A 21,989-nucleotide genomic window follows, 5' to 3' on the forward strand; every position below is an offset into this window, starting at 1 on the left:
CTTTCACGACCCCGTTCTACGTTGTACAGCACCGTGGTACGGCGCCGCCCGGCGCGTCCGGGAAACGGACGTCGCCGGGCGGCGCCGGACGGGACGGCGGAGCCTGGGGCCTCAGCCGCCGTACGCGCCCGAGGCCGTCAGCCGCAGGGCGGTGTCGATCAGCGGAACGTGGCTGAACGCCTGCGGGAAGTTGCCCACCTGGCGCCCCAGACGGGAGTCCCACTCCTCCGCGAGCAGCCCCAGGTCGTTGCGGAGCGAGAGCAGCTTCTCGAAGAGCCTGCGCGCCTCCTCCACCCGGCCGATCATCGCCAGGTCGTCGGCCAGCCAGAAGGAGCAGGCCAGGAACGCGCCCTCGTCGCCCTCCAGCCCGTCCAGCCCCGCGTGCTCGCCCGAGGTCGGGTAGCGCAGCACGAAGCCGTCCGGCGTGGACAGTTCGCGCTGGATGGCCTCGATGGTGCCGATGACCCGCTTGTCGTCCGGCGGCAGGAAGCCCACCTGCGGGATCAGCAGCAGGGAGGCGTCCAGCTCCTTGGACCCGTAGGACTGGGTGAAGGTGTTCCGCTCGGGGTCGTAGCCCTTCTCGCAGACGTCCCGGTGTATCTCGTCGCGCAGCGCGCGCCACCGCTCCAGCGGACCGTCCGCCTCTCCGGACTCGATCAGGCGGATCGTGCGGTCCACCGCCACCCAGGCCATGACCTTGGAGTGCACGAAGTGGCGGCGCGGGCCTCGCACCTCCCATATCCCCTCGTCGGGCTCGTTCCAGTGGTCCTCCAGATAGCCGATCAGCTTGATCTGCAGGAGGCTGGCGTAGTCGTTGCGCGCCAGACCGGTCATGTGGGCCAGGTGCAGGGCCTCGATGACCTCGCCGTACACGTCGAGCTGGAGCTGGGAGGCGGCGCCGTTGCCGACCCTCACCGGCTGGGAGTTCTCGTAGCCGGGCAGCCAGGACAGCTCCGTCTCGCCCAGCTCGCGCTCACCGGCGATGCCGTACATGATCTGCAGGTTCTCCGGATCGCCGGCGACCGCGCGCAGCAGCCACTCGCGCCAGGCGAGGGCCTCCTCGCGGTAGCCGGTGCGCAGTAGCGACGACAGCGTGATCGCCGCGTCGCGCAGCCAGGTGAAGCGGTAGTCCCAGTTGCGCACGCCGCCGATGTGCTCGGGCAGCGAGGTGGTGGGGGCCGCGACGATGCCGCCGGTCGGGGCGTAGGTGAGCGCCTTGAGCGTGATCAGGGAGCGCACCACCGCCTCCCGGTACGGGCCGTGGTACGTGCACTGGCGCACCCAGTCGCGCCAGAAGTCCTCGGTCGCAGTCAGGGACGTCTCCGGCTCCGCCGGCGCCGGGGGCTCCTTGTGCGAGGGCTGCCAGCTGATGGTCATGGCCACCCGGTCGCCCGGCGCGACGGTGAAGTCGGCGTAGGTGGTCAGGTCCTTGCCGTAGGTGTCGGCCTCGGAGTCCACCCACACGGAGTCGGGCCCCGCGACGGCGACGGTGCGGCCGTCCACCTTGTGCACCCACGGCACCACCCAGCCGTAGGAGAACCGCATCCGCAGCGCCGAGCGCATCGGCACGCGGCCGCTGACACCCTCCACGATGCGGATGAGCTGCGGCGCGTGGTGCTCGCGGGGCGGCATGAAGTCGATCACACGCACCGTCCCGCGCGGGGTGTCCCACTCGGACTCGAGGATCAGGGAGTCGCCCCGGTAGCGGCGGCGGTTCGCGACCGGCGGCTCCTGGCCGGCGGGGTACGCGGGGCCCAGGCGCCAGAAGCCGTGCTCCTCGGTGCCCAGGAGCCCCGCGAAGACGGCGTGCGAGTCGAACCGGGGCAGGCACAGCCAGTCCACCGAACCGTCCCGGCATACCAGGGCGGCGGTCTGCATGTCCCCGATGAGTGCGTAATCCTCGATGCGCCCGGCCACGAGCATCTCCAGTCGAACAGTGGCTACGCCCCGTGGGACGTGCGGTTTTCCGTCCTGCCGCGCGGGAGGGCCCGCGTGGACAGTCTGAGCAGGATACGACGCGGCCAGATGTTCCGCGCCGAGGTCACCTTAGGGGTGACGGGCCCTTCCGGGTGACAACAATCCGGTGATTGACAACCGCGGTGGACGGCCGCGGCGGCGATCGCCGGGACGGCCGCACCGGCGGCCGTCCCGGTAACTGTGCCACGGCCCGGGCGGCGGCGGGCCGCGCCTCCGCAACCCGGACGCGCCGCTGATACCCTGGTAGCCCGTGGAGCGGAGGGCACAACAACCCCCGAACCGCAGCGACGGCACCCCCACCGGTCGAGCCGATCCGGCCGGGGCGCCAAGCGCACGTCACCTCGCGACCACGGGAGCCCCCTCTTGGCCATGCCGACTCGATCCTCGACATCCATGACGACCAAGCACCTCTTCGTCACCGGGGGTGTCGCCTCCTCGCTCGGCAAGGGTCTGACCGCCTCCAGCCTGGGCGCCCTGCTCAAGGCGCGGGGACTGCGGGTCACCATGCAGAAGCTCGACCCGTACCTCAACGTCGACCCCGGCACGATGAACCCCTTCCAGCACGGCGAGGTGTTCGTCACCAACGACGGCGCCGAGACCGACCTGGACATCGGCCACTACGAGCGGTTCCTCGACGTCGACCTCGACGGCTCCGCCAACGTCACCACCGGCCAGATCTACTCCACGGTCATCGCCAAGGAGCGGCGCGGCGAGTACCTGGGCGACACCGTGCAGGTCATCCCGCACATCACCAACGAGATCAAGCACCGCATCCGCCGGATGGCCACCGACGACGTCGACGTGGTGATCACCGAGGTCGGCGGCACCGTCGGCGACATCGAGTCGCTGCCCTTCCTGGAGGCCGTGCGCCAGGTGCGGCACGAGGTCGGCCGCGACAACGTCTTCGTCGTCCACATCTCCCTGCTGCCCTACATCGGGCCCTCCGGCGAGCTGAAGACCAAGCCCACCCAGCACTCGGTCGCCGCCCTGCGCAACATCGGCATCCAGCCCGACGCCATCGTGTTGCGCGCCGACCGCGACGTGCCCGTCTCCATCAAGCGCAAGATCTCGCTGATGTGCGACGTGGACGAGGAGGCGGTGGTGGCCTGCAAGGACGCCCCGTCGATCTACGACATCCCCAAGGTGCTGCACACCGAGGGCCTGGACGCCTACGTGGTGCGCCGGATGGGCCTGCCCTTCCGCGACGTGGACTGGACCCAGTGGGACGACCTGCTGCGCCGCGTCCACCAGCCCGACCACGAGGTGACCGTCGCGCTGGTCGGCAAGTACATCGACCTGCCCGACGCGTACCTGTCGGTCACCGAGGCGCTGCGCGCCGGGGGCTTCGCCAACAACGCCCGTGTGAAGATCAAGTGGGTCACCTCCGACGACTGCCGCGTCCCCGGCGGGGCGAGGAGGCAGCTCGGCGACGTGGACGCGATCTGCATCCCCGGCGGCTTCGGCGAGCGCGGCGTGGAGGGCAAGGTCGCCGCGATCACCTACGCCCGCGAGAACGGCATCCCGCTGCTGGGCCTGTGCCTGGGCCTGCAGTGCATCGTCATCGAGGCCGCCCGCAACCTGGCCGGCATCGAGGGCGCCAACTCCACCGAGTTCGACCAGGCCGCGCCCCACCCGGTGATCTCCACCATGGAGGAGCAGCTCGACATCGTCGCCGGTGAGGGCGACATGGGCGGCACCATGCGACTGGGGATGTACCCGGCCAAGCTCGCCGAGGGCTCGATCGTGCGCGAGGTCTACGGCGGCGAGCCGTACGTCGAGGAGCGCCACCGCCACCGCTACGAGGTCAACAACGCCTACCGGGCCGAGCTGGAGAAGACCGGCCTGGTGTTCTCCGGGACCTCCCCGGACAACAAGCTGGTGGAATACGTGGAGTACCCGCGCGAGACCCACCCCTACCTGGTCGCCACCCAGGCCCACCCCGAGCTGCGCTCCCGGCCCACCCGCCCGCACCCGCTCTTCGCCGGCCTGGTCGGGGCGGCCGTGAAGCGGCAGCAGGGCTCGGGCGCCGTGCCTCAGGCCGCCCCCGCCGCGGCGGGCGAGGGGGCCTGAGCGATGGCGGAGAAGGACGCGGGGGCTCTGCGGGACGCCCCGAGGCAGTGGCGGGTCACCGCCTCCGAGACGCCCTTCGAGGGCGGCAAGACCAGCGTGCGCACCGACCGTGTGGTGATGCCGGACGGTTCCGTCGCCGCCCGCGACTACCAGGTCCACCCCGGCTCGGTGGCCGTCCTCGCGCTCGACGAGCAGGACCGGGTGCTGGTGATCAGCCAGTACCGGCACCCGGTGCGGCACAAGCTGTGGGAGATCCCCGCAGGCCTGCTCGACGTCCCCGGCGAGAACCCGCTGGGCGCCGCCCGGCGCGAGCTGTACGAGGAGGCGCACGTCAAGGCCGAGGACTGGCGGGTGCTGGTCGACGTGTACACCTCGCCCGGCGGCAGCGACGAGGCGGTGCGCATCTTCCTGGCCCGCGATCTGTCCGACGCCGACGGCGAGCGCTTCGAGGTCTGCGACGAGGAGGCCGACATGGAGGTGGCACGCGTGCCCCTGGCGCAGTTGGTACGCGGTGCGCTGGCGGGGGACCTGCACAACAACTGCCTGGTGACCGGTGTCCTGGCCCTGACGGCCGCACGGACCGAGGGCGGCCTGGACGCCCTGCGCCCCGCCGAGGCGCCCTGGCCCGCCAGGCCGTTCCGGGCATGAGGAGCCGGCCGGCGGCCGGAGTGTGAACGCGCCCCGGGCGCGGAGCGGCCGCTCCGCGCCCGGGGCGCGCGGCGCCGGTGCGGACCGTCCGTGGTGAACTACCCTTCCAGCCGTGACGGATCAGGCGGTGCACACCGGCGGACCGGCCCCGTCCGCCGGAGCCGTGGACGGAGGCGGGGCAGCGGGCGGTCTCCTGGGACGGCGGCGCGAACTGGACCGGCTGCGCGCCGACGCCGAACGCGCCGGGCTCGACGCCCTCTCCGGCAGCCCCCCGGCCCGCTGCCGCGTCCTGCTGATCGCGGGCCGGCCCGGCTCGGGCCGCACCGCGCTGGCGGAGGAGTTCGCGCGGCAGGCGGCCGCCGACTACCCCGACGGGATCCTGCGCGCCCGGCTCAGCGACCCGGACGGCACCCCCGTCCCCACCGAGCGCACCGCCCGCGATCTGCTCCGCGCTCTCGCCGCGGCCCGCGGACCCCTGGCCGCGCCTCCCGCCGGGGCGGGGGACGTGGAGCTCGCCGAGGCGCTGCGCGCCGCCCTGGCGGACCGCCGCGCCCTGCTCCTCCTGGACGACGTGGCCGCTCCCGAACAGCTTCACGGCCTGCTGCCCGACGGCCGCGGGTGCCTGGTGCTGGCCGTCTCCCGCGGGCCGCTGACCGGCATCCCGGACGTCCGGCCCTGCACGCTGGAGGGGCTCGGCACCGAGGCGGCCGTCGCCCTGCTGGAGAAGCGGGCCGGGGACACCCCCCGGGTCACCGTCGACCCGCGTGCGGCGGAGTCCCTGGCCGAGGCGTGCGGCGGGCGTCCCGCGGCGCTCGTCCTGGTCGGCGGCTGGCTGGCGGCCCACCCCACGGCGTCCGTCGCCGAGGCGGCCCGGCGTTTCGGCGCTCTCCCCGACGATCTGCCCGGCGGCGCGGCGGACGACGCCCACGCGCCCGAGGACGCGTCGGGACGCGTGCCCGGCGGCCACTTCGGCAGTCTTCCCGGCGGTCTTCCCGGCGCTCTCCCCGGTGGTCCTCCCGGTCCCGCGCGAGCCGCCGTCCCCGGGCCCCGCGCCCGTCCCGCCGCGGTCGCCCGGCCGCTGGTGCGCGCCTTCCACCTGGTCCACGGCTCGCTGCCGCCCCCGGCCGCGCGCTTCCTGCGCCTGCTGGCGCTCGCCCCGGCCGGACTCGCCGACGCCCACACCGCCGCGGCCCTGACCGGATGCCGGGCGGACGAGGCGGCGGCCATACTGGAGGCCTTCACCGGGCTCGGCCTGCTGCGCACCACCGCCACCCCGGGGCTGTACGCCGTCCCGGGCTGCCTCGCCCCCGTGCTCACGGCCGTGCTGGAGGAGCGGGAGCGCCCGCAGGACGTGAGGCTGGCCCGGGCCCGGGTGCTGGAGCGGTCGGCGCGGCTGCTGCGTTCCTGCCGGGCCGCGGCCGAGCCGCCCGGCTCGCCGGCGCGCCGGGCGGCGGCCGAGCTGCCGCGCGCCCTGCGCTTCGGAAACCGCGCCGCCGCTGCCGCCTGGCTCGGCCCCCGGCTGCCGGGCCTGCGCGCGGCCGCCCGCGACGCCGTGGCGGACGGGGAACTGGACACCCTGGCCCGGCGGCTGGCCGCCGGGCTCGCCGGGGCGCTGATCGCGCACCTGGGGCACGAGGCGGCCGCCCCCGAGCTGTACCGGCTCCACGAACTGCTGCTGCCCGTCACCGAGCGGCGCGGGCTGCACGGCGAGCGCGCCGCGATCCTGCTCGACCTCGGGGACCTCGACGCCCACGCCGGCCGCCCGCACCGGGCGCTGACGCGCTACCGCGGCGCGCTGGAGGCCGCCCGCGCCGACGGCGGACGCGGCGGCGACCGGAGTGCGGCGGCGGCCGCGCGGGCGCTGGAGTCGCTGGGCGACACCTACGCGCACCTGGGCGACGACCGGCGCGCCGGCGACTGGTACGGCCGGGCGCTGGCGCTGTGCCAGACCCGCGGCGAGCCGGCCGACGAGGCCCGGCTGCACGGGCTGATCGGGGCCGCCCACCTGCGCGAGGGGCGCTGGGAGGAGGCCCTGCGCGCCTGGCGGGCCTGTGCCGCGGCCTGCCGGCGGCTGCGGGACGGGGAGGCGTACGCGCGGGCGCTGGAGGAGGTGGCCAGGGTCCAGGAGTACGCGGGCCGCGGTGAGGAGGCGCGGCGCACCCGCCGCCGGGCCCTGCGGTGGGGGCGTCCGGGGGCGGCGCGCGGGGACGGGGGCGCGGCCCGGAGCGGGGAGACGGGCACAGGAGGCGGCGCCCGCTCGCGCCCCGCGGTGGCGCGGTGGATGCTGGAAGGAACCCCGCGCGCCGCCGAGAGCGGCAGTCGGCCTGCGAAATAGACAGCGATCCTCGCAAAAATTGACCCTTTGCAAGGCTGGACAGGGAGAAACCCTTCATTAAACTGGCCGAGCTGCGGCCGCTCGACCGCATCCGACATTTACCCCGTGTACCGGTGCGGTGGGGTGGGCCCCGGTCCATTCCGCAACCATGACACCCCCATGAGACAAGGACCGTGATCGACGTGAAGGTCGGCATCCCCCGCGAAGTCAAGAACAACGAGTTCCGCGTGGCCATCACCCCGGCCGGTGTGCACGAGCTCGTACGCAACGGGCACCGGGTCTACGTGGAGCGGAGCGCCGGCGAGGGCTCCTCCATCCCCGACCGGGAGTACACCGAGGCCGGCGCCGTCATCCTGGACAGCGCCGACGAGGTGTGGGCCACCGCCGAGCTGCTGCTGAAGGTCAAGGAGCCGGTCGCCGAGGAGTACCACCGGCTGCGCAAGGACCAGACGCTGTTCACCTACCTCCACCTGGCCGCGTCCCGGGAGTGCACCGACGCGCTGCTGCGCTCGGGCACCACCGCCATCGCCTACGAGACGGTGGAGACCGCCGACCGCGCGCTGCCGCTGCTGGCACCGATGTCGGAGGTGGCGGGCCGGATCGCCCCGCAGGTGGGCGCGTACCACCTGATGCGCTCGGCCGGCGGCCGCGGAGTGCTGCCCGGCGGCGTGCCGGGCGTCGCGCCGAGCCGGGCCGTGGTCATAGGCGGCGGCGTCTCCGGCTGGAACGCCACCCAGATCGCCGTCGGCATGGGCTTCCACGTCACCCTGCTCGACAAGGACGTGCGCAAGCTGCGCGAGGCCGACCGGATCTTCGGCACCCGGGTGCGGACGGTCAGCTCCAACGCGTACGAGCTGGAGAAGGCCGTCCTCGACGCCGACCTGGTCGTCGGCGCAGTGCTGATCCCGGGCGCCAAGGCGCCGAAGCTGGTCACCAACGAGCTGGTGTCGCGGATGAAGCCGGGCAGCGTGCTGGTCGACATCGCGATCGACCAGGGCGGCTGCTTCGAGGACTCGCGCCCCACCACCCACGCGGAGCCGACCTTCACCGTCCACGACTCGGTCTTCTACTGCGTCGCCAACATGCCCGGCGCGGTGCCGAGCACCTCGACGTACGCGCTGACCAACGCCACGCTGCCGTACATCGTCGAGCTGGCCAACCGCGGCTGGCGCGACGCACTGCGCCGCGACCCCGCGCTCGCCAGGGGCCTGAACGTCCACGACGGCGAGGTGACCTACGGCCCGGTCGCCGAGGCGCACGGGCTGCCGGTGCGCGAGCCGGCCGCGCTGCTCGGCTGACGGGCCGGGCGGCCGGGCGGTCGCCGACGGAGTAGACAAGTCGTCATATGAAGCGCCGGTGGCGGTCAACGGCGTGCGTCAACATCACCCGTCAACACCGCCACGGCCGTTCCGCCGGCCGGAACCCGGACCCTCCGGGCTCCGGCCGGCGGTTTCCCGTGCGCGGCGGGGGGTTGGCTTCAGGGCGGGTCCGGTGCGGGGCCGACGCGGCGTCAACTCGCCGCGATCGTTGCGCTTCGTCCCTTTCGCGCCCCCGGAAGACCTCGTCCGCGCGGCTGTTACGCCCTTGACAGACGGGTACATGGTTGCCGACACATCCGGCCGTCTACGGCGGATTGTGTTGCTGTGGACGGCCGACACGCCATAGAGTCGCCAATCATCGGCATGGTGCCACGCTGACCTGTCTAGAAGTTTCCTGGTCACCAAGGAGGTAGGACGACTTGTGAATGAGTCGACATTTACTCCCCCGGGTGGTCAACCAGGAATGCCTTCGCGGGGCGAAGCCCCCTCGGGACTCAGGGCCGTCGGCTCCGTCGCTGTCCAGACTTTCGCAGCCCACCAGAACCAGGCGAGCATGACAGCCCATCAGAGCATGGACGGCCACCGAGCGAACGCCATGGCCGCCGACCGCAGGGGCGGCGAGACCGGCCGGCCGGCCGACCACGCGGACCCCCACTACGAGGAACTCCCCGAGGGGCACTTCTACGACCCCGACGCGGAGTACGAACCGGACCCCGAGTACGCGGCCACCCTCGCGCCCGACGCCGCCCGCCAGCGCCGTGAGCGCATCGGGCCCACGGGCCGGCCGCTGCCGTACTTCCCGATCCCCGGTCCGGTCACCGAGCACGGCCCGGCGAAGATCATCGCGATGTGCAACCAGAAGGGCGGGGTGGGCAAGACCACCTCGACCATCAACCTGGGCGCCGCGCTCGCCGAGTACGGCCGCCGGGTGCTGCTGGTGGACTTCGACCCCCAGGGCGCCCTCTCCGTCGGCCTCGGCGTCAACCCGATGGAGCTGGACCTGACCGTCTACAACCTGCTCATGGAGCGGGGCATGTCGGCGGACGAGGTGCTGCTGAAGACGGCCGTGGCGGGCATGGACCTGCTGCCCAGCAACATCGACCTGTCCGCGGCCGAGGTCCAGCTCGTCAGCGAGGTCGCCCGCGAGTCCACGCTCCAGCGCGCCCTGGCGCCGCTGCTGCCCGACTACGACTTCATCGTCATCGACTGCCAACCCTCCCTCGGCCTGCTCACCGTCAACGCGCTGACCGCCGCGCACAAGGTGATCGTGCCGCTGGAGTGCGAGTTCTTCGCGCTGCGCGGGGTGGCGCTGCTGACCGAGACGATCGAGAAGGTCCAGGAGCGGCTCAACCCGGAACTGGAGCTCGACGGCATCCTGGCGACGATGTACGACTCGCGCACCGTGCACAGCAGGGAGGTGCTCGCACGCGTGGTCGAGGCGTTCGACGACAACGTGTACCACACCGTCATCGGGCGCACGGTCCGCTTCCCGGAGACCACGGTCGCCGGCGAGCCGATCACCACCTACGCCTCCAACTCCGTCGGCGCCGCCGCCTACCGCCAACTCGCCAGGGAGGTGCTCGCCCGGTGCCACGCCGAGTGAGTCTCCCGGCAGCCGACGAACTGTTCCGTTCCACCGGAGGGTCCCCGGTCCAGCCGTCGACCCCCCAGCAGCACACCGGCGGCGACACCTCCGCCGCCTCCCGGCTCCCCGCCCCGGCGGGCGAGCAGGGCGCCGCGGGCGAGCACGCCCCGGCGGAAGACGGCGACGGCCCGGAGCGTACGGCGGCGGGCGCCGCCGGGGCCCCGGAGGCCGGCGACCACGGCGGCCGGGAGCCCCGGCAGACCCCGGTGCCCGGCCAGAACGCCGGGCGGGGCGGCCGCGAGACGGCGGAGGCCCGCCGGGGGGCGGGCCAGCCCCCGGCCCAGTCCGCCGCGGGCGCCGCCCGGGGCCAGGGCAGGGGCCGTACGGCCGTGGGCGCGGCGGCTCCCCGGCGCGGCAGACCCGCGGCCCGGCGCCCCAGCGGACGCGAGCGCCACGACGAGAAGATCACCGTCTACGTCTCCGCCGAGGAGCTGATGGACCTCGAGCACGCCCGGCTGGTGCTCCGCGGTGAGCACGGCCTGGCCGTGGACCGCGGCCGGATCGTCCGCGAGGCGGTCGCCGTGGTCCTCGCGGACCTGGAGGCGCGCGGCGACGCGAGCATCCTGGTGCGCCGCCTGCGCGGCCGCTGACCCGCGGGGCGGTAGCCTGCCCCGCGATGCCGACCGCCGACGACCCCGCGCCGAACCCCCGGCGCTCCCGCCGCCCGCTGGGCCGGGGGCCGGGGGCGGCACCGGCCGCTCCGCGGCCGCCGGAAGCCCCGGCGGCCCCCGGGCCCGAGCCCGCGAAGGAGCCGGAACCGGCCGGTCCGGCCGAACCGGCCGCCGCCGAGCCCGAACCCGAGCCTGAGCCCGCACCCGAACCGCCGTCCGAGCCCGTACCCGGACCCGAGCCCGAGGCCGTACCGGAACCGGCTCCGGTACGCGGGCCCGGACCCGAGCCGGAACGGGTACGGCAGCCGCCGCCCGGTGAGGGCCCACCGCCCGGGGAGGGCGGAGGGCCGGAGGGCCGGGAGGAAGTCGGAGACGGAGGCACCGAGCCCGGCGACGGCCGCTTCAAGGTCGTCCTGGACAACTTCGAAGGCCCCTTCGACCTCCTCCTCCAGCTCATCTCCCGGCACAAGCTGGACGTCACCGAGGTCGCCCTGTCGAAGGTCACCGACGAGTTCATGGCGCACATCCGCGCCATGGGCCCCGACTGGGACCTCGACCAGACCACCGAGTTCCTGGTCGTCGCCGCCACCCTGCTCGACCTGAAGGCCGCGCGGCTGCTGCCCGCCGCCGAGGTCGAGGACGAGGCCGACCTCGCCCTGCTGGAGGCACGCGACCTGCTCTTCGCCCGGCTGCTGCAGTACCGCGCGTACAAGCAGGTCGCCGGGATCTTCGACGGACGCCTGGCCGCCGAGGCACGCCGCCACCCCCGTACGGTGGGACTGGAGCCGCACCACGCCGAGCTGCTGCCCGAGGTGGTCATCAGCATCGGCCCCGAGGGCTTCGCCCGGCTCGCGGTCAAGGCGATGCAGCCCAGACCGGAACCGCAGGTCTACGTCGACCACATCCACGCCCCGCTGGTCAGCGTGCGCGAGCAGGCGGAGATCCTGGTGGCCAGGCTGCGGGAGCTGGGCGAGGCGAGCTTCGCGGCGCTCACCGAGGACGCGGCCGACACCCTCACCGTCGTCGCCCGCTTCCTGGCGCTGCTGGAGCTCTACCGCGAGCGCGCGGTCGCCCTGGAGCAGGAGGAGGCCCTCGGCGGCCTCACCGTGCGCTGGAGCGGCGGGGAGGAGACGCGGCCGCTGGTCACCGACGAGTTCGACGCGGGCGACGGAGCGGGCAGTGGCACCGGCGACGACGGGAAGGACGGCCTCGGATGAGCACGGACACGGACACGGGACCGGACCCGGCCGGGACGGGGACGAGCGGAGGAGCGGGGACGGGCGGGGCGGCCGAGGAGGAGCCCCGGCCGCCGGCCGGCGCCTCCGCCGTCGCCGAGCTGGACCTCAAGCCCGCCCTGGAGGCGGTGCTGATGGTCGTCGACGAACCGGCCACCGAGGAGCACCTGGCCAAGGTGCTCCAGCGCCCCCGCCGCGCGATCGCCGTGGCGCTGCGCGAGCTGTCCGACGAGTACGCCCGGCAGGGCCGCGGCTTCGACCTGCGGCTGGTCGCCGGCGGCTGGCGGTACTACACCCGCCCCGAGTACGCCGACGCCGTCGAGAGCTTCGTCCTGGACGGCCGGCAGGCCCGGCTGACCCAGGCCGCGCTGGAGACCCTGGCCGTGGTCGCGTACCGTCAACCGGTCAGCCGCTCGCGCGTCTCGGCCGTGCGCGGGGTGAACTGCGACGGGGTCATGCGCACCCTCCTCCAGCGCGGGCTGATCGAGGAGGCGGGCACCGAACCCGAAACAGGTGCGATCCTGTACAGGACGACGAACTACTTCCTGGAGCGGATGGGCCTGCGCGGTCTGGACGAGCTTCCGGAACTCGCGCCCTTCCTCCCCGAGGCGGACGCGGTCGAGGCCGAGAGCCAGGAGGGCGTGCCGTCGTTCGACGTGGACGACAGCGGCGATTCCCAGACTTAGAGACAGTTAGACGGAAACCTTGATGCGAAGCAGCGGCAGGAACAGCAACCGGAACCACCGGGGCGCGGGCAACAGCCGCGACGACAGGCAGAAGCGCGCGGGACGCCCCCGCCCGGAGGAGCGCCGTTACGACGCCGGCTCCGGCGGCGGACCCGACAAGCCGGGCAGGCCGGGCGGGCCGGGCAAGTCCGCCAAGCCCGGCGGCGCCAAGGGCCAGGGCCGGCGGCAGGGCCAGGGTCAGGAGGGCAGGCAGGGGCAGGGACCCGGGGGCGCCTCCCGGGGCGGGCCGAAGGCGGGCGCCGGGGCGGGAGGCCCCAAGGGGCCCAGGACCGGCCCCGGGCAGGGCGGCAAGGGCGGCGCCCGCGGGCGTTCGGTCCCGGCGCGCCCCCGCGAGTACGACGCCCAGATCGAGGAGCGCAACCGCGCGCGGCACGCCAAGCCGGCGCTCAAGCTCCCCAAGACCTTCGGCGAGGCGGAGGGCGAGAGGCTGCAGAAGGTCCTCGCCCGTGCCGGCATGGGCTCGCGCCGCGCCTGCGAGGAGCTGATCGACCAGCGCCGGGTGGAGGTCAACGGCGAGATCGTGGTCGAGCAGGGCCTGCGGGTGGACCCGGAGAAGGACGAGATCAAGGTCGACGGCCTGACGATCGCCACGCAGTCCTACCTGTTCTTCGCGCTCAACAAGCCCGCCGGCGTCGTCTCCTCCATGGAGGACCCGGAGGGCCGCCAGTGCCTGGGCGACTACGTGACCAACCGCGAGACCCGGCTGTTCCACGTCGGCCGCCTCGACACCGAGACCGAGGGGCTGATCCTGCTCACCAACCACGGCGAGCTGGCCCACCGCCTCACCCACCCCCGCTACGGCGTGGCGAAGACCTACCTCGCCGCCATCCAGGGGCCCATCCCGCGCGACCTGGGCAAGCGGCTCAAGGAAGGCGTGAAGCTGGAGGACGGCTACGCCCGTGCCGACAACTTCAAGGTCGTGGAGAACACCGGCAAGAACTACCTCGTCGAGGTCACCCTCCACGAGGGCCGCAAGCACATCGTCCGCCGCATGCTCGCCGAGGCCGGCTTCCCCGTCGACAAGCTGGTGCGCACCCGCTTCGGCCCCATCGCGCTGGGCGACCAGAAGTCCGGCTGGCTGCGCCGGCTGACCAACACCGAGGTGGGCATGCTGATGCGGGAGGTCGACCTCTAGGCCGCCGTCCCGCCCGCCACCGGCCCCGGCCCGGGAAAACCCCTGGCCGGGGCCGGTGCGCGCCCGCCAGGATGGGCGCATGGCCGCCCCGACCGCCGCCGGTCTCCCCGATCTGCGCCCCGTACTCGCCCGGCAGCGCCACCCCCTGGTCTTCGCGACCGTCTCCGGGGCGCATCTGTACGGCTTCCCCTCCCGCGACTCCGACGTCGACCTGCGCGGGGTCCATCTGCTGCCGGTGGAGGACCTGGTCGGGCTGCGGGAGGGCGAGGAGACCGTGAGCCGGATGTGGGACCGGGAAGGGACCGAGCTGGACCTGGTCACCCACGACCTGCGCAAGTTCGCCCGGCTGATGCTCCGCCGCAACGGCTATGTCCTGGAGCAGCTGCTGTCCCCGCTGGTGGTGCACACCACCGAGACGCACGCCGAGCTGGCCGCGCTCGCGCCCGCCGTGCTCACCCGGCACCACGCCCACCACTACCGGGGCTTCGCCGGCACCCAGTGGCGGCTGTACGGCAGGACCGGTGAACTGAAGCCACTGCTCTACACCTTCCGCGCGCTGCTCACCGGCATCCATCTGATGCGCACCGGTGAGGTCCGCGCCCATCTGCCCACCCTCGCCGAGGAGGTGGAGGAGGCCCCCGGCCACCTCGCCGGGCTGATCGACGCCAAGGCCGAGGTCGAGCACGGACCGGCCCCGCTGGACGGCGGCCGGGACGCCGAGCGCGTACGCGCGGACGTCGAGGCGCTGCACGCCGTACTGGCCGACGCCCGGGACACCTCCCGGCTCCCGGACGAGCCCGGCGGCCGCGACGCCCTCCACGACCTGGTCGTCCGGGCCCGCACGGCCGCCGGGCGGCCGGCTCAGACGTAGGCGCGGCGGACGCGGATCAGGAAGTCCTCCACCCGGGCGCGGTCCGGCTCGGCGGGCAGGGGGGTGCCGGAGGCGGCCCCGTCCGCCTCCTCACGGAGGCGCGCGATCCAGGCCTCCACCTCGGCCCAGGCCACCTCGCCGCGCCGGACGGCCAGCAGGCGGTCCCGGTACGGCCCCGCGTCCAGGACGAGTTCCCCGGCGCGCAGCAGATCGCGGCAGGACAGCAGCAGCCGCACCAGATGCATGGCCTGCTTCCAGCGCATCTCGCCGCGGCTGCGCACCCGCGCCCGCAGCTTGCGGTGCTGCCCCTCGGCGTACCCGGTGAAGGTGCGGTGCGCGTGCCGGGAGAGGAACGCGCCGCGCAGGGCCAGAAGCTCCCGGCCGGTGTCGTCCAGGCGCTCGACGAGGGGGGAGTGCAGGCACTCCAGGATGCCGGGGTTCGAGGCCAGCCCCAGTGCGCAGAAGCGCTCCAGCTCCCAGGAGAACTCCTCCGGGCGCGGGCCCTCCACATGCGTCGGGGGCTTGTCCAGGCGCCAGAACAGCGGTGTCGGCGCGGCGTACACACCGCGCCGGTCGGTGTCGCTGTCCTCGGTCGCCAGGCCGAAGGCGCGCGAGCCCATCACACAGGAGTAGACGGTGTGGTCGCGCACCAGGCCGTGCGGGTCCGGGCCGTGCGCTGCCGGACCGTGCGGGACCCGGTCGTGCGGGGCGGATGTGCCGGGCGCGGAGGGCATGGCCGCGATTGTGGCACGCGGCCGTCTCGCAGGGCGGGCGCGGGCGCGGGAGCCGGCACGCCGCCTCTACGCTGGTCAGGACAGCAGTGCAGCCGCGGACGCAGGGGAGCGAGCAGGTGAAGGTACGAGCGGTGCGGGGCGCCGTGCAGTTGGACCGGGACGAGGCCGGGCACATGGACGAGCGGGTCTCGCAACTGCTCACCGCGATACTGGAGCGCAACGCGCTGACGGCCGACGACCTGATCAGCGTCTGGTTCACCGCCACCCCCGATCTGCGCAGCGACTTCCCCGCCGCCGCGGCCCGCAAGCTCGGCATCGTGGATGTGCCGCTGATCTGCGCGCAGGAGCTGGACGTGGCCGGCGCCATGCCGCGGGTGGTCCGCATCCTCGCCCATGTCGAGACCGGGCTGACCAAGGCCGAGATCTCCCACGTCTACCTCGGCGCCGCCGCGGCCCTGCGCAAGGACATCGCCCAGTGAGGACCGCGCTCGTCATCGGCACCGGACTGATCGGCACCTCCGTCGCCCTGGCCCTGGCCGGGCGCGGGGTGCGGGTGCACCTGGAGGACCACGACGCCGACCAGGCCCGCACGGCCGCCTCCCTGGGCGCGGGGACCGACCGGCCCCCGGAGGGCCCGGTGGACCTCGCCGTCGTGGCCGTGCCGCCCGCCCACATCCCCGCCGTCCTCGCCGCGGCCCAGCGCCGGAAGGCGGCCCGCGGCTATCTGGACGTCGGCAGCGTCAAGGGCGGGCCGCGCCGGGAGGCCGAGGCGCTGGGCTGCGATCCGGCCACCTACCTGGGCACGCATCCGATGTCCGGGCGCGAGATCTCCGGTCCGCTGGCCGCCACCGCCGACCTCTTCGAGGGGCGGCCCTGGGTCCTCACCCCCACCCCGGAGACCGACACCGAGGTGCTCAACCTCGCGCTGGAGCTGATCTCGCTCTGCCGCGCCGTCCCCGTGGTGATGGACGCCGACGCCCACGACCGGGCCGTCGCCCTGGTCTCGCACACCCCGCAGCTGCTGTCCAGCCTGGTCGCCGCCCGCCTGGAGGGCGCCGACGAGACGGCCGTGCGCCTGTGCGGCCAGGGCATCCGCGACGTGACGCGGATCGCCGCCTCCGACCCGGGCATGTGGATCGACATCCTCTCGGCCAACCCCGGCCCCGTGGCCGACGTCCTGGCCGCGGTGGCCGGCGACCTGGAGGAGACGGTGCGGGCGCTGCGCGCGCTGGAGTCCGCCGACGAGACCGAGCGCACCGGCGGCGCGGCGGGCATCGAGGAGGTGCTGCGCCGCGGCAACAGCGGCCGGGCCCGGATCCCGGGCAAGCACGGGCAGGCCCCGGCCGCCTACGAGACGGTGGCGGTGCTCATCAGCGACCGTCCCGGCGAGCTGGCCCGCATCTTCGCCGACGCCGGACGGGCCGGCGTCAACATCGAGGACGTCCGGATCGAGCACGCCACCGGCCAGCAGGCCGGCCACGTCCAGCTCATGGTCGAGCCGAGCGCCGCCCCCGTGCTGACGGCGGCGCTGCGCGAGCGGGGCTGGGCCATCCGGCAGCAGTAGGGGTACCCGGCCGACGGTAGCCTTGTGCCGGACGGGGAGGGCGTGCCGGCGTTCCCCTCGCCGGCGCCCCCGCGCCCGCGTCCCGACCCGTGCTCCCAGCAGTTCGAGAAAGGTGCCCGACACCGTGGCAGCAACCTCCCGGCAGGCGTCCTCCGTGTCCCCGGACGCCCCGGCCCCCGTCATCGTCGCCATCGACGGCCCCTCCGGCACGGGCAAGTCGAGCACCTCCCGGGCCGTCGCGGCCAAGCTCGGCCTGAGCTACCTGGACACCGGTGCGCAGTACCGCGCGATCACCTGGTGGATGCTGACCCACGGCATCGACGTCCGGGACGCCGAGGCCGTCGCCGCCGCGGCCGACCGCCCCGAGATCCTCTCCGGCACCGACCCGGCCGAGCCGACCATCACCGTGGACGGCACGGACGCCTCCGGCCCGATCCGCACCCAGGAGGTCACCGGCGCGGTCAGCGCGGTCAGCGCGGTGCCCGCGGTGCGCACCAGGATCACCGAGCTCCAGCGCGCCATCGCCGCGGGAGCTCCCACCGGCATCGTCGTCGAGGGCCGGGACATCGGCACCACCGTCCTGCCAGACGCGGACCTGAAGATCTTCCTCACCGCCTCCCCCGAGGCCCGCGCGGCCCGGCGCGGCGGCGAGCTGAAGGGCAGCGGCGGCCGCCCGGTCGACCTGGACGCCACCCGCGAGGCGCTGCTCAGGAGGGACGCCGCCGACGCCGGCCGCAAGACCTCCCCGCTGCGCAAGGCGGACGACGCTGTCGAGGTGGACACCACCGAACTGACCCTGGAGCAGGTCATCGAGTGCGTCGTCACCCTGATCGAAGAGAAGCAGCAGGCCAGGTGAGCGCGGCGGACGGCAGCGGCGGCCCGGGCCTGCCCAGCGCACGGGGCGCCGCGGTCGGGCGGCGCATCGGGATCGGCCTGATGTACGGGCTGTGGCGGCCCAGGGTGCTCGGCGCCTGGCGGGTCCCGGCCGCCGGACCGGTGATCCTCGCCGTCAACCACACGCACGCCGTGGACGGCCCGCTGCTGATGGGGACCGCACCCCGGCCGGTGCACTTCCTGATCAAGAAGGAGGCCTTCATCGGCCCCCTCGACCCCTTCCTGACCGGTGTCGGCCAGATCGAGGTGGACCGGAAGGCCGCCGACCGCGTCGCGATCACCAGGGCGCTGGGCGTGCTGGGCAACGGCGGTGTGCTGGGCATCTTCCCGGAGGGCACCCGGGGAGAGGGCGACTTCGCCTCGCTCCGCTCGGGCCTGGCCTACTTCGCGCTGCGCTCGGGGGCGCCCGTCGTACCCGTCGCGGTGCTGGGGACGGCCGGGACGCGCGGGCGCGCGATACCCGCGCTGCCCCCGCTGCGGGCCCGCGTCGACATCGTGTTCGGCGAACCCTTCGAGGCGGGCGACGGCAGCGGCAGGCGCACCCGGGCGGCGCTGGACGAGGCGACGGTGCGCATCGGCAGGCGACTGACGGCCCACCTGGCCGACGCCCGGCGCGTCACCGGGCGCGGTTAGGCGACACTGGACCTCTGCACCCGTGGCGCCCGCGCGGTACCGCGCGGGGGCGCACACGGTCCCGGACGGGGGCGTGCGCCCCACGGGACGCGCACGGGACGCGCAGGGTCACGGACAACACGTACGAACGAGGACAGGACTTCATGAACGAGCAGACCCACGTCGGCGACGAGCACGGGCACGGTGAGCTCGGCGACGCCGAGTACGCGGAGTTCATGGAGCTCGCCGCGCAGGAGGGGTTCGACGCCGAGGACGTCGAGGGGGCGCTCGGCGAGGCCGGGCACGGGCCGCTGCCGGTGCTGGCCGTCGTCGGCCGGCCGAACGTCGGCAAGTCGACTCTGGTCAACCGCATCCTCGGCCGCCGCGAGGCCGTCGTGGAGGACCGCCCCGGTGTCACCCGGGACCGGGTCACCTACGAGGCCGAGTGGGCGGGGCGCCGCTTCAAGGTGGTCGACACCGGAGGCTGGGAGCAGGACGTCCTGGGCATCGACGCCTCGGTGGCGGCCCAGGCCGAGTTCGCGATCGAGGCCGCCGACGCGGTGGTCTTCGTGGTGGACGCCACGGTCGGCGCGACCGACACCGACGAGGCCGTCGTCAGGCTGCTGCGCAAGGCGGGCAAGCCCGTGGTGCTGTGCGCCAACAAGGTCGACGGGCCCTCCGGCGAGGCGGACGCCGCCATGCTGTGGTCGCTCGGCCTCGGCGAGCCCCACCCGGTCTCCGCGCTGCACGGCAGGGGCACCGGCGATCTGCTGGACGAGGTGCTGAAGGTGCTGCCCGAGGCGCCGCCGCAGACCTTCGGCGGCGGGATCGGCGGGCCGCGCCGGGTGGCGCTGATCGGCCGCCCCAACGTCGGCAAGTCCTCGCTGCTGAACAAGGTCGCGGGGGAGGACCGGGTGGTCGTCGACCAGCTGGCGGGCACCACCCGCGATCCGGTCGACGAGCTGATCGAACTGGGCGGCAAGACCTGGAAGTTCGTCGACACCGCAGGCATCCGGCGCCGGGTGCACCTGACCGAGGGCGCCGACTACTACGCCTCGCTGCGCACGGCCGCCGCCCTGGAGAAGGCCGAGGTCGCGGTCGTCCTCATCGACGTCAGCGAGCCGGTCAGCGTGCAGGACACCCGCATCATCACCATGGCGGTCGACGCCGGACGCGCGCTGGTCATCGCGTACAACAAGTGGGACACCCTCGACGAGGAGCGCCGCTACTACCTGGAGCGCGAGATCGAGACCGATCTCGGCCAGGTGAAGTGGGCGCCGCGGGTGAACGTCTCGGCGCGCACCGGCCGCCACATGGAGAAGCTGGTGCCGGCGATCGAGACCGCGCTGGCAGGCTGGGAGACCCGGGTGCCGACCGGGCGGCTCAACGCCTTCCTCGGCGAACTGGTCGCCGCCCACCCCCACCCGATCCGGGGCGGCAAGCAGCCCCGCATCCTCTTCGGCACCCAGGCGGGCACCCGCCCGCCGCGCTTCGTCCTGTTCGCCTCCGGCTTCCTGGAGGCCGGTTACCGCCGGTTCATCGAGCGCAGGCTGCGCGAGGAGTTCGGTTTCGAGGGCACGCCCATCCACATCTCGGTGCGGGTGCGCGAGAAGCGCGGGCGCAAGAAGTGAGGCGGGGGCGGGGTGGGCGCCGGCCGGCGCCCACCCCGCCCGCCGCGGACGACCGGTGAGGGTCGTGCCCCGCAGCGGGGCACGACCCTCACCGGTCGTAGGGGCGGCCGTCCCGCGGAGCGGGCGGCAGGACGGCGGGCGCCGGAGCGGCGGGGAGGAAGCCGCCGGTCCGGCGCCCGCCGTACCAGTGGGCCGTCCCGGTGCCGAAGCCCGTGAACCGCAGTTCCTCCTCGCCGCTCCGGTCCCCGGGCAGGGCCCGGAACAGGCGCCGGTACTCGGCGTACAGCGCGTCGTAGATCGGAGTGGCCGGGAAGTGGCCCGACATGGGCTCGTGGGGGGCGCGCATCCCCGGGATCTGGCCGCGGTTGAGATGCGCGTTGTGGGTGCGGGAAGGTTCGTAAGGCTGCACGTCAGTGCCAACGACCACGCCGCCCGGCGGATGCGGGCCCGGCGGGGGGAAACCCCGGTAGGGGGAAGCGGGGCCCGCGGATCCCCCGGGTTCCTCAGGTGCCCGCCAGAGGCATGGCGGCGGCCACCAGGAGGCCGCCCGCGGCGGCCTTCTCCAGCGCGTCGCGCAGCAGGTCCTCGCGCGGCTGCTGCCCGATGGTGCCGACCGGTGCGGCGTAGACGTAGACCGTCCGGCTCCGGTTGGCGGCCGTCCGCCAGTCGTCGGTGACGGGCAGCGGCTGGTGCGCCTGCCACCAGGAGGTGGGCTGCCCGCCGCCGGGGCCCGGCTGGAGGATGGCGTGGAGCCGGCCCATGGCCAGCAGGACGGACCAGCCGCCGACCGGCGCCGGGGCCCGGGCCACGTCGTTCACGGGCATGAAGCCCTGCTCGATGAGGAGTGGCAGGAAGTCGTCGCCGGGGCCGTCGGTGCCGGGGCGGGTGATGGGCGCGGTGGGCTCGACGACGAGGGCGGGGTGGAGCTGGTCGTCGATGAGCACCTGGCCGCAGGTCACGCCCAGCACGGCCTGGCGCGGGGCGGGCCCGGAGCCGGCGGGGGGCGCGCCGGAGGGGGAGGACGGCAGGGGCGCGCCGCCCGGTGCGGGGGCGTCGCCGGCCCCGGACCCGCCGGTGATGGTGCGCACGGCGTCCTTGAGCTGCTCCTCGGAGACCGGGACGACCTGGGACGGGATGCAGGTCGCGTGGGCGAAGGCGAGCACGGCCGTCTCCTCGCCGAGGAAGAGCACGGTGCTGGTGCGCTCCTGCTCGGGGTCGCCGGGGGCGCGGCATGAGGTGCAGTCGTAGCTGCCGGGGGCGCTGTCACCGGCGATCAGCCGGGCGGCTTCCTCCTCGCCGATCTCGGCGCGGACGTCGTCGCTGACATCGAGCATGGGGGACACGGGGAAACTCCTGGCGTTCGGTTCTGGTTCACATGCACAACGGGGGACCGAGTGCCGTGGTAACGCGCCGGGGGGAGCGCAGGTCGCACAGGCGGATGCGCGGTGCACGACGCGCGCCGGTTCGTTCCGCTTCCCCTCGGGGAAGCCGGGGGACGCGGGAGAACGCGGGGGAGGGGACGGCGGCGCGGAGCGCCCGGAGCCCGGTGCGCTGTCGGCCGACCGGGTGGGGCCCGGGCCCCGCACTGGCGCGTTTGCGCCGGTCGCGCGCCTGCACGGCCCTAGCGTGGAGAGGTGCCGCATACGCTTCTCGGCCCCCGGGCCGTCCCCGCCACCGCTTCGCCCCGCGCCGCTCCGGCGGCCGGGGCCGCCGGAGCGCGCCGGCCGCGCGGCCGCTTCGGGCCGGGTGCGGGCGCGGTACCGTCCGACGCCGCCGGAGCCATCGCGCCGGTGTGCGCGAGGAGACGGAGGCGGCCGGGAGGCAGATCGGCGAGAACCGGCGCGACGAACGGGAAGGACCTCCGGGGGCGGAGGTGCTCCCCGCACTGACCCCCAGGGGCGCCGCCGCCCCACCGGGCCGTCCGTACACCCGCCCGCCGGGACGGGAACACGGGGCCGTGCG

At 74.5% G+C, this 21,989-nt stretch carries 19 protein-coding genes; 15 read left to right on the forward strand and 4 right to left on the reverse strand.

The window, feature by feature from the left end; genetic code table 11:
* Positions 1–111: 111 nt before the first annotated feature.
* The gene (locus BMY40_RS23920) at positions 112–1,923 is read right to left on the reverse strand and encodes a glycoside hydrolase family 15 protein (protein ID WP_093662855.1); all 1,812 of its coding nucleotides are present in this window, start codon (positions 1,921–1,923) and stop codon (positions 112–114) included.
* A gap of 423 nt (positions 1,924–2,346) precedes the next feature.
* Between BMY40_RS23920 and BMY40_RS23925 the strand changes: the two genes are divergently transcribed.
* From BMY40_RS23925 to BMY40_RS23970, 10 genes are all read left to right on the forward strand, one after another.
* Positions 2,347–4,047, forward strand: coding sequence for a CTP synthase (locus tag BMY40_RS23925; RefSeq protein WP_093662856.1), 1,701 nt, complete (start codon positions 2,347–2,349; stop codon positions 4,045–4,047).
* Between the two features lie 3 nt (positions 4,048–4,050).
* Positions 4,051–4,695 carry an NUDIX domain-containing protein gene (locus tag BMY40_RS23930; RefSeq protein ID WP_093662857.1) on the forward strand — a complete coding sequence of 215 codons (645 nt, stop codon included), beginning with the start codon at positions 4,051–4,053 and terminating at the stop codon, positions 4,693–4,695.
* Positions 4,696–4,807: 112 nt separating this feature from the next.
* Positions 4,808–7,030: a tetratricopeptide repeat protein gene (locus BMY40_RS23935; protein ID WP_093662858.1), complete on the forward strand. Its 2,223-nt coding sequence runs from the start codon at positions 4,808–4,810 to the stop codon at positions 7,028–7,030.
* Positions 7,031–7,212: 182 nt separating this feature from the next.
* Positions 7,213–8,328, forward strand: coding sequence for an alanine dehydrogenase (ald, locus tag BMY40_RS23940; RefSeq protein WP_093662943.1), 1,116 nt, complete (start codon positions 7,213–7,215; stop codon positions 8,326–8,328).
* Between the two features lie 484 nt (positions 8,329–8,812).
* Positions 8,813–9,952, forward strand: a complete 1,140-nt coding sequence (locus tag BMY40_RS23945; protein ID WP_093662859.1) for a ParA family protein — start codon at positions 8,813–8,815, stop codon at positions 9,950–9,952.
* Positions 9,949–10,584, forward strand: a complete 636-nt coding sequence (locus BMY40_RS23950) for a hypothetical protein (RefSeq protein WP_093662860.1) — start codon at positions 9,949–9,951, stop codon at positions 10,582–10,584. Before BMY40_RS23945 ends, BMY40_RS23950 begins: the two co-directional genes overlap by 4 nt.
* A gap of 26 nt (positions 10,585–10,610) precedes the next feature.
* Entirely contained in the window at positions 10,611–11,822 is a 1,212-nt protein-coding gene (locus BMY40_RS23955; RefSeq protein WP_093662861.1) for a segregation and condensation protein A, read from the forward strand.
* A complete protein-coding gene (scpB, locus tag BMY40_RS23960) occupies positions 11,819–12,526 on the forward strand; it encodes an SMC-Scp complex subunit ScpB (protein ID WP_245770292.1) in 708 nt (235 codons plus the stop codon). The genes BMY40_RS23955 and scpB overlap by 4 nt, the downstream gene beginning before the upstream one ends.
* A 22-nt stretch (positions 12,527–12,548) precedes the next feature.
* Complete coding sequence (locus tag BMY40_RS23965; RefSeq protein WP_093662862.1) at positions 12,549–13,721, forward strand: pseudouridine synthase; 1,173 nt, start codon at positions 12,549–12,551, stop codon at positions 13,719–13,721.
* 79 nt (positions 13,722–13,800) lie between these two features.
* The gene (locus BMY40_RS23970; protein WP_093662863.1) at positions 13,801–14,592 is read left to right on the forward strand and encodes a nucleotidyltransferase domain-containing protein; all 792 of its coding nucleotides are present in this window, start codon (positions 13,801–13,803) and stop codon (positions 14,590–14,592) included.
* Here the strand turns inward: BMY40_RS23970 and BMY40_RS23975 are convergent.
* A complete protein-coding gene (locus BMY40_RS23975) occupies positions 14,583–15,212 on the reverse strand; it encodes a nucleotidyltransferase domain-containing protein (protein ID WP_245770298.1) in 630 nt (209 codons plus the stop codon). The two genes, BMY40_RS23970 and BMY40_RS23975, sit on opposite strands and share 10 nt — an antisense overlap.
* 230 nt (positions 15,213–15,442) lie before the next feature.
* Between BMY40_RS23975 and aroH the strand changes: the two genes are divergently transcribed.
* From aroH to der, 5 genes are all read left to right on the forward strand, one after another.
* A complete protein-coding gene (gene aroH / locus BMY40_RS23980) occupies positions 15,443–15,805 on the forward strand; it encodes a chorismate mutase (RefSeq protein ID WP_093662865.1) in 363 nt (120 codons plus the stop codon).
* The gene (locus tag BMY40_RS23985) at positions 15,802–16,890 is read left to right on the forward strand and encodes a prephenate dehydrogenase (protein ID WP_093662866.1); all 1,089 of its coding nucleotides are present in this window, start codon (positions 15,802–15,804) and stop codon (positions 16,888–16,890) included. Before aroH ends, BMY40_RS23985 begins: the two co-directional genes overlap by 4 nt.
* A gap of 124 nt (positions 16,891–17,014) precedes the next feature.
* Entirely contained in the window at positions 17,015–17,746 is a 732-nt protein-coding gene (gene cmk, locus BMY40_RS23990; RefSeq protein WP_177214113.1) for a (d)CMP kinase, read from the forward strand.
* A gap of 80 nt (positions 17,747–17,826) precedes the next feature.
* Complete coding sequence (locus BMY40_RS23995) at positions 17,827–18,417, forward strand: lysophospholipid acyltransferase family protein (protein WP_093662945.1); 591 nt, start codon at positions 17,827–17,829, stop codon at positions 18,415–18,417.
* A gap of 143 nt (positions 18,418–18,560) precedes the next feature.
* A complete protein-coding gene (gene der / locus BMY40_RS24000) occupies positions 18,561–20,027 on the forward strand; it encodes a ribosome biogenesis GTPase Der (protein ID WP_093662868.1) in 1,467 nt (488 codons plus the stop codon).
* Positions 20,028–20,115: 88 nt separating this feature from the next.
* Here the strand turns inward: der and BMY40_RS24005 are convergent, their stop codons facing one another.
* Together BMY40_RS24005 and BMY40_RS24010 are read right to left on the reverse strand one after the other, a co-directional pair.
* Entirely contained in the window at positions 20,116–20,436 is a 321-nt protein-coding gene (locus BMY40_RS24005; protein ID WP_093662869.1) for a hypothetical protein, read from the reverse strand.
* A 94-nt stretch (positions 20,437–20,530) separates the two neighbouring features.
* Positions 20,531–21,361: a hypothetical protein gene (locus BMY40_RS24010; protein WP_093662870.1), complete on the reverse strand. Its 831-nt coding sequence runs from the start codon at positions 21,359–21,361 to the stop codon at positions 20,531–20,533.
* Positions 21,362–21,989: the final 628 nt, after the last annotated feature.

Source organism: Streptomyces radiopugnans, from assembly GCF_900110735.1.
In the GTDB taxonomy this organism is placed as follows: Bacteria; Actinomycetota; Actinomycetes; order Streptomycetales; family Streptomycetaceae; genus Streptomyces; species Streptomyces radiopugnans.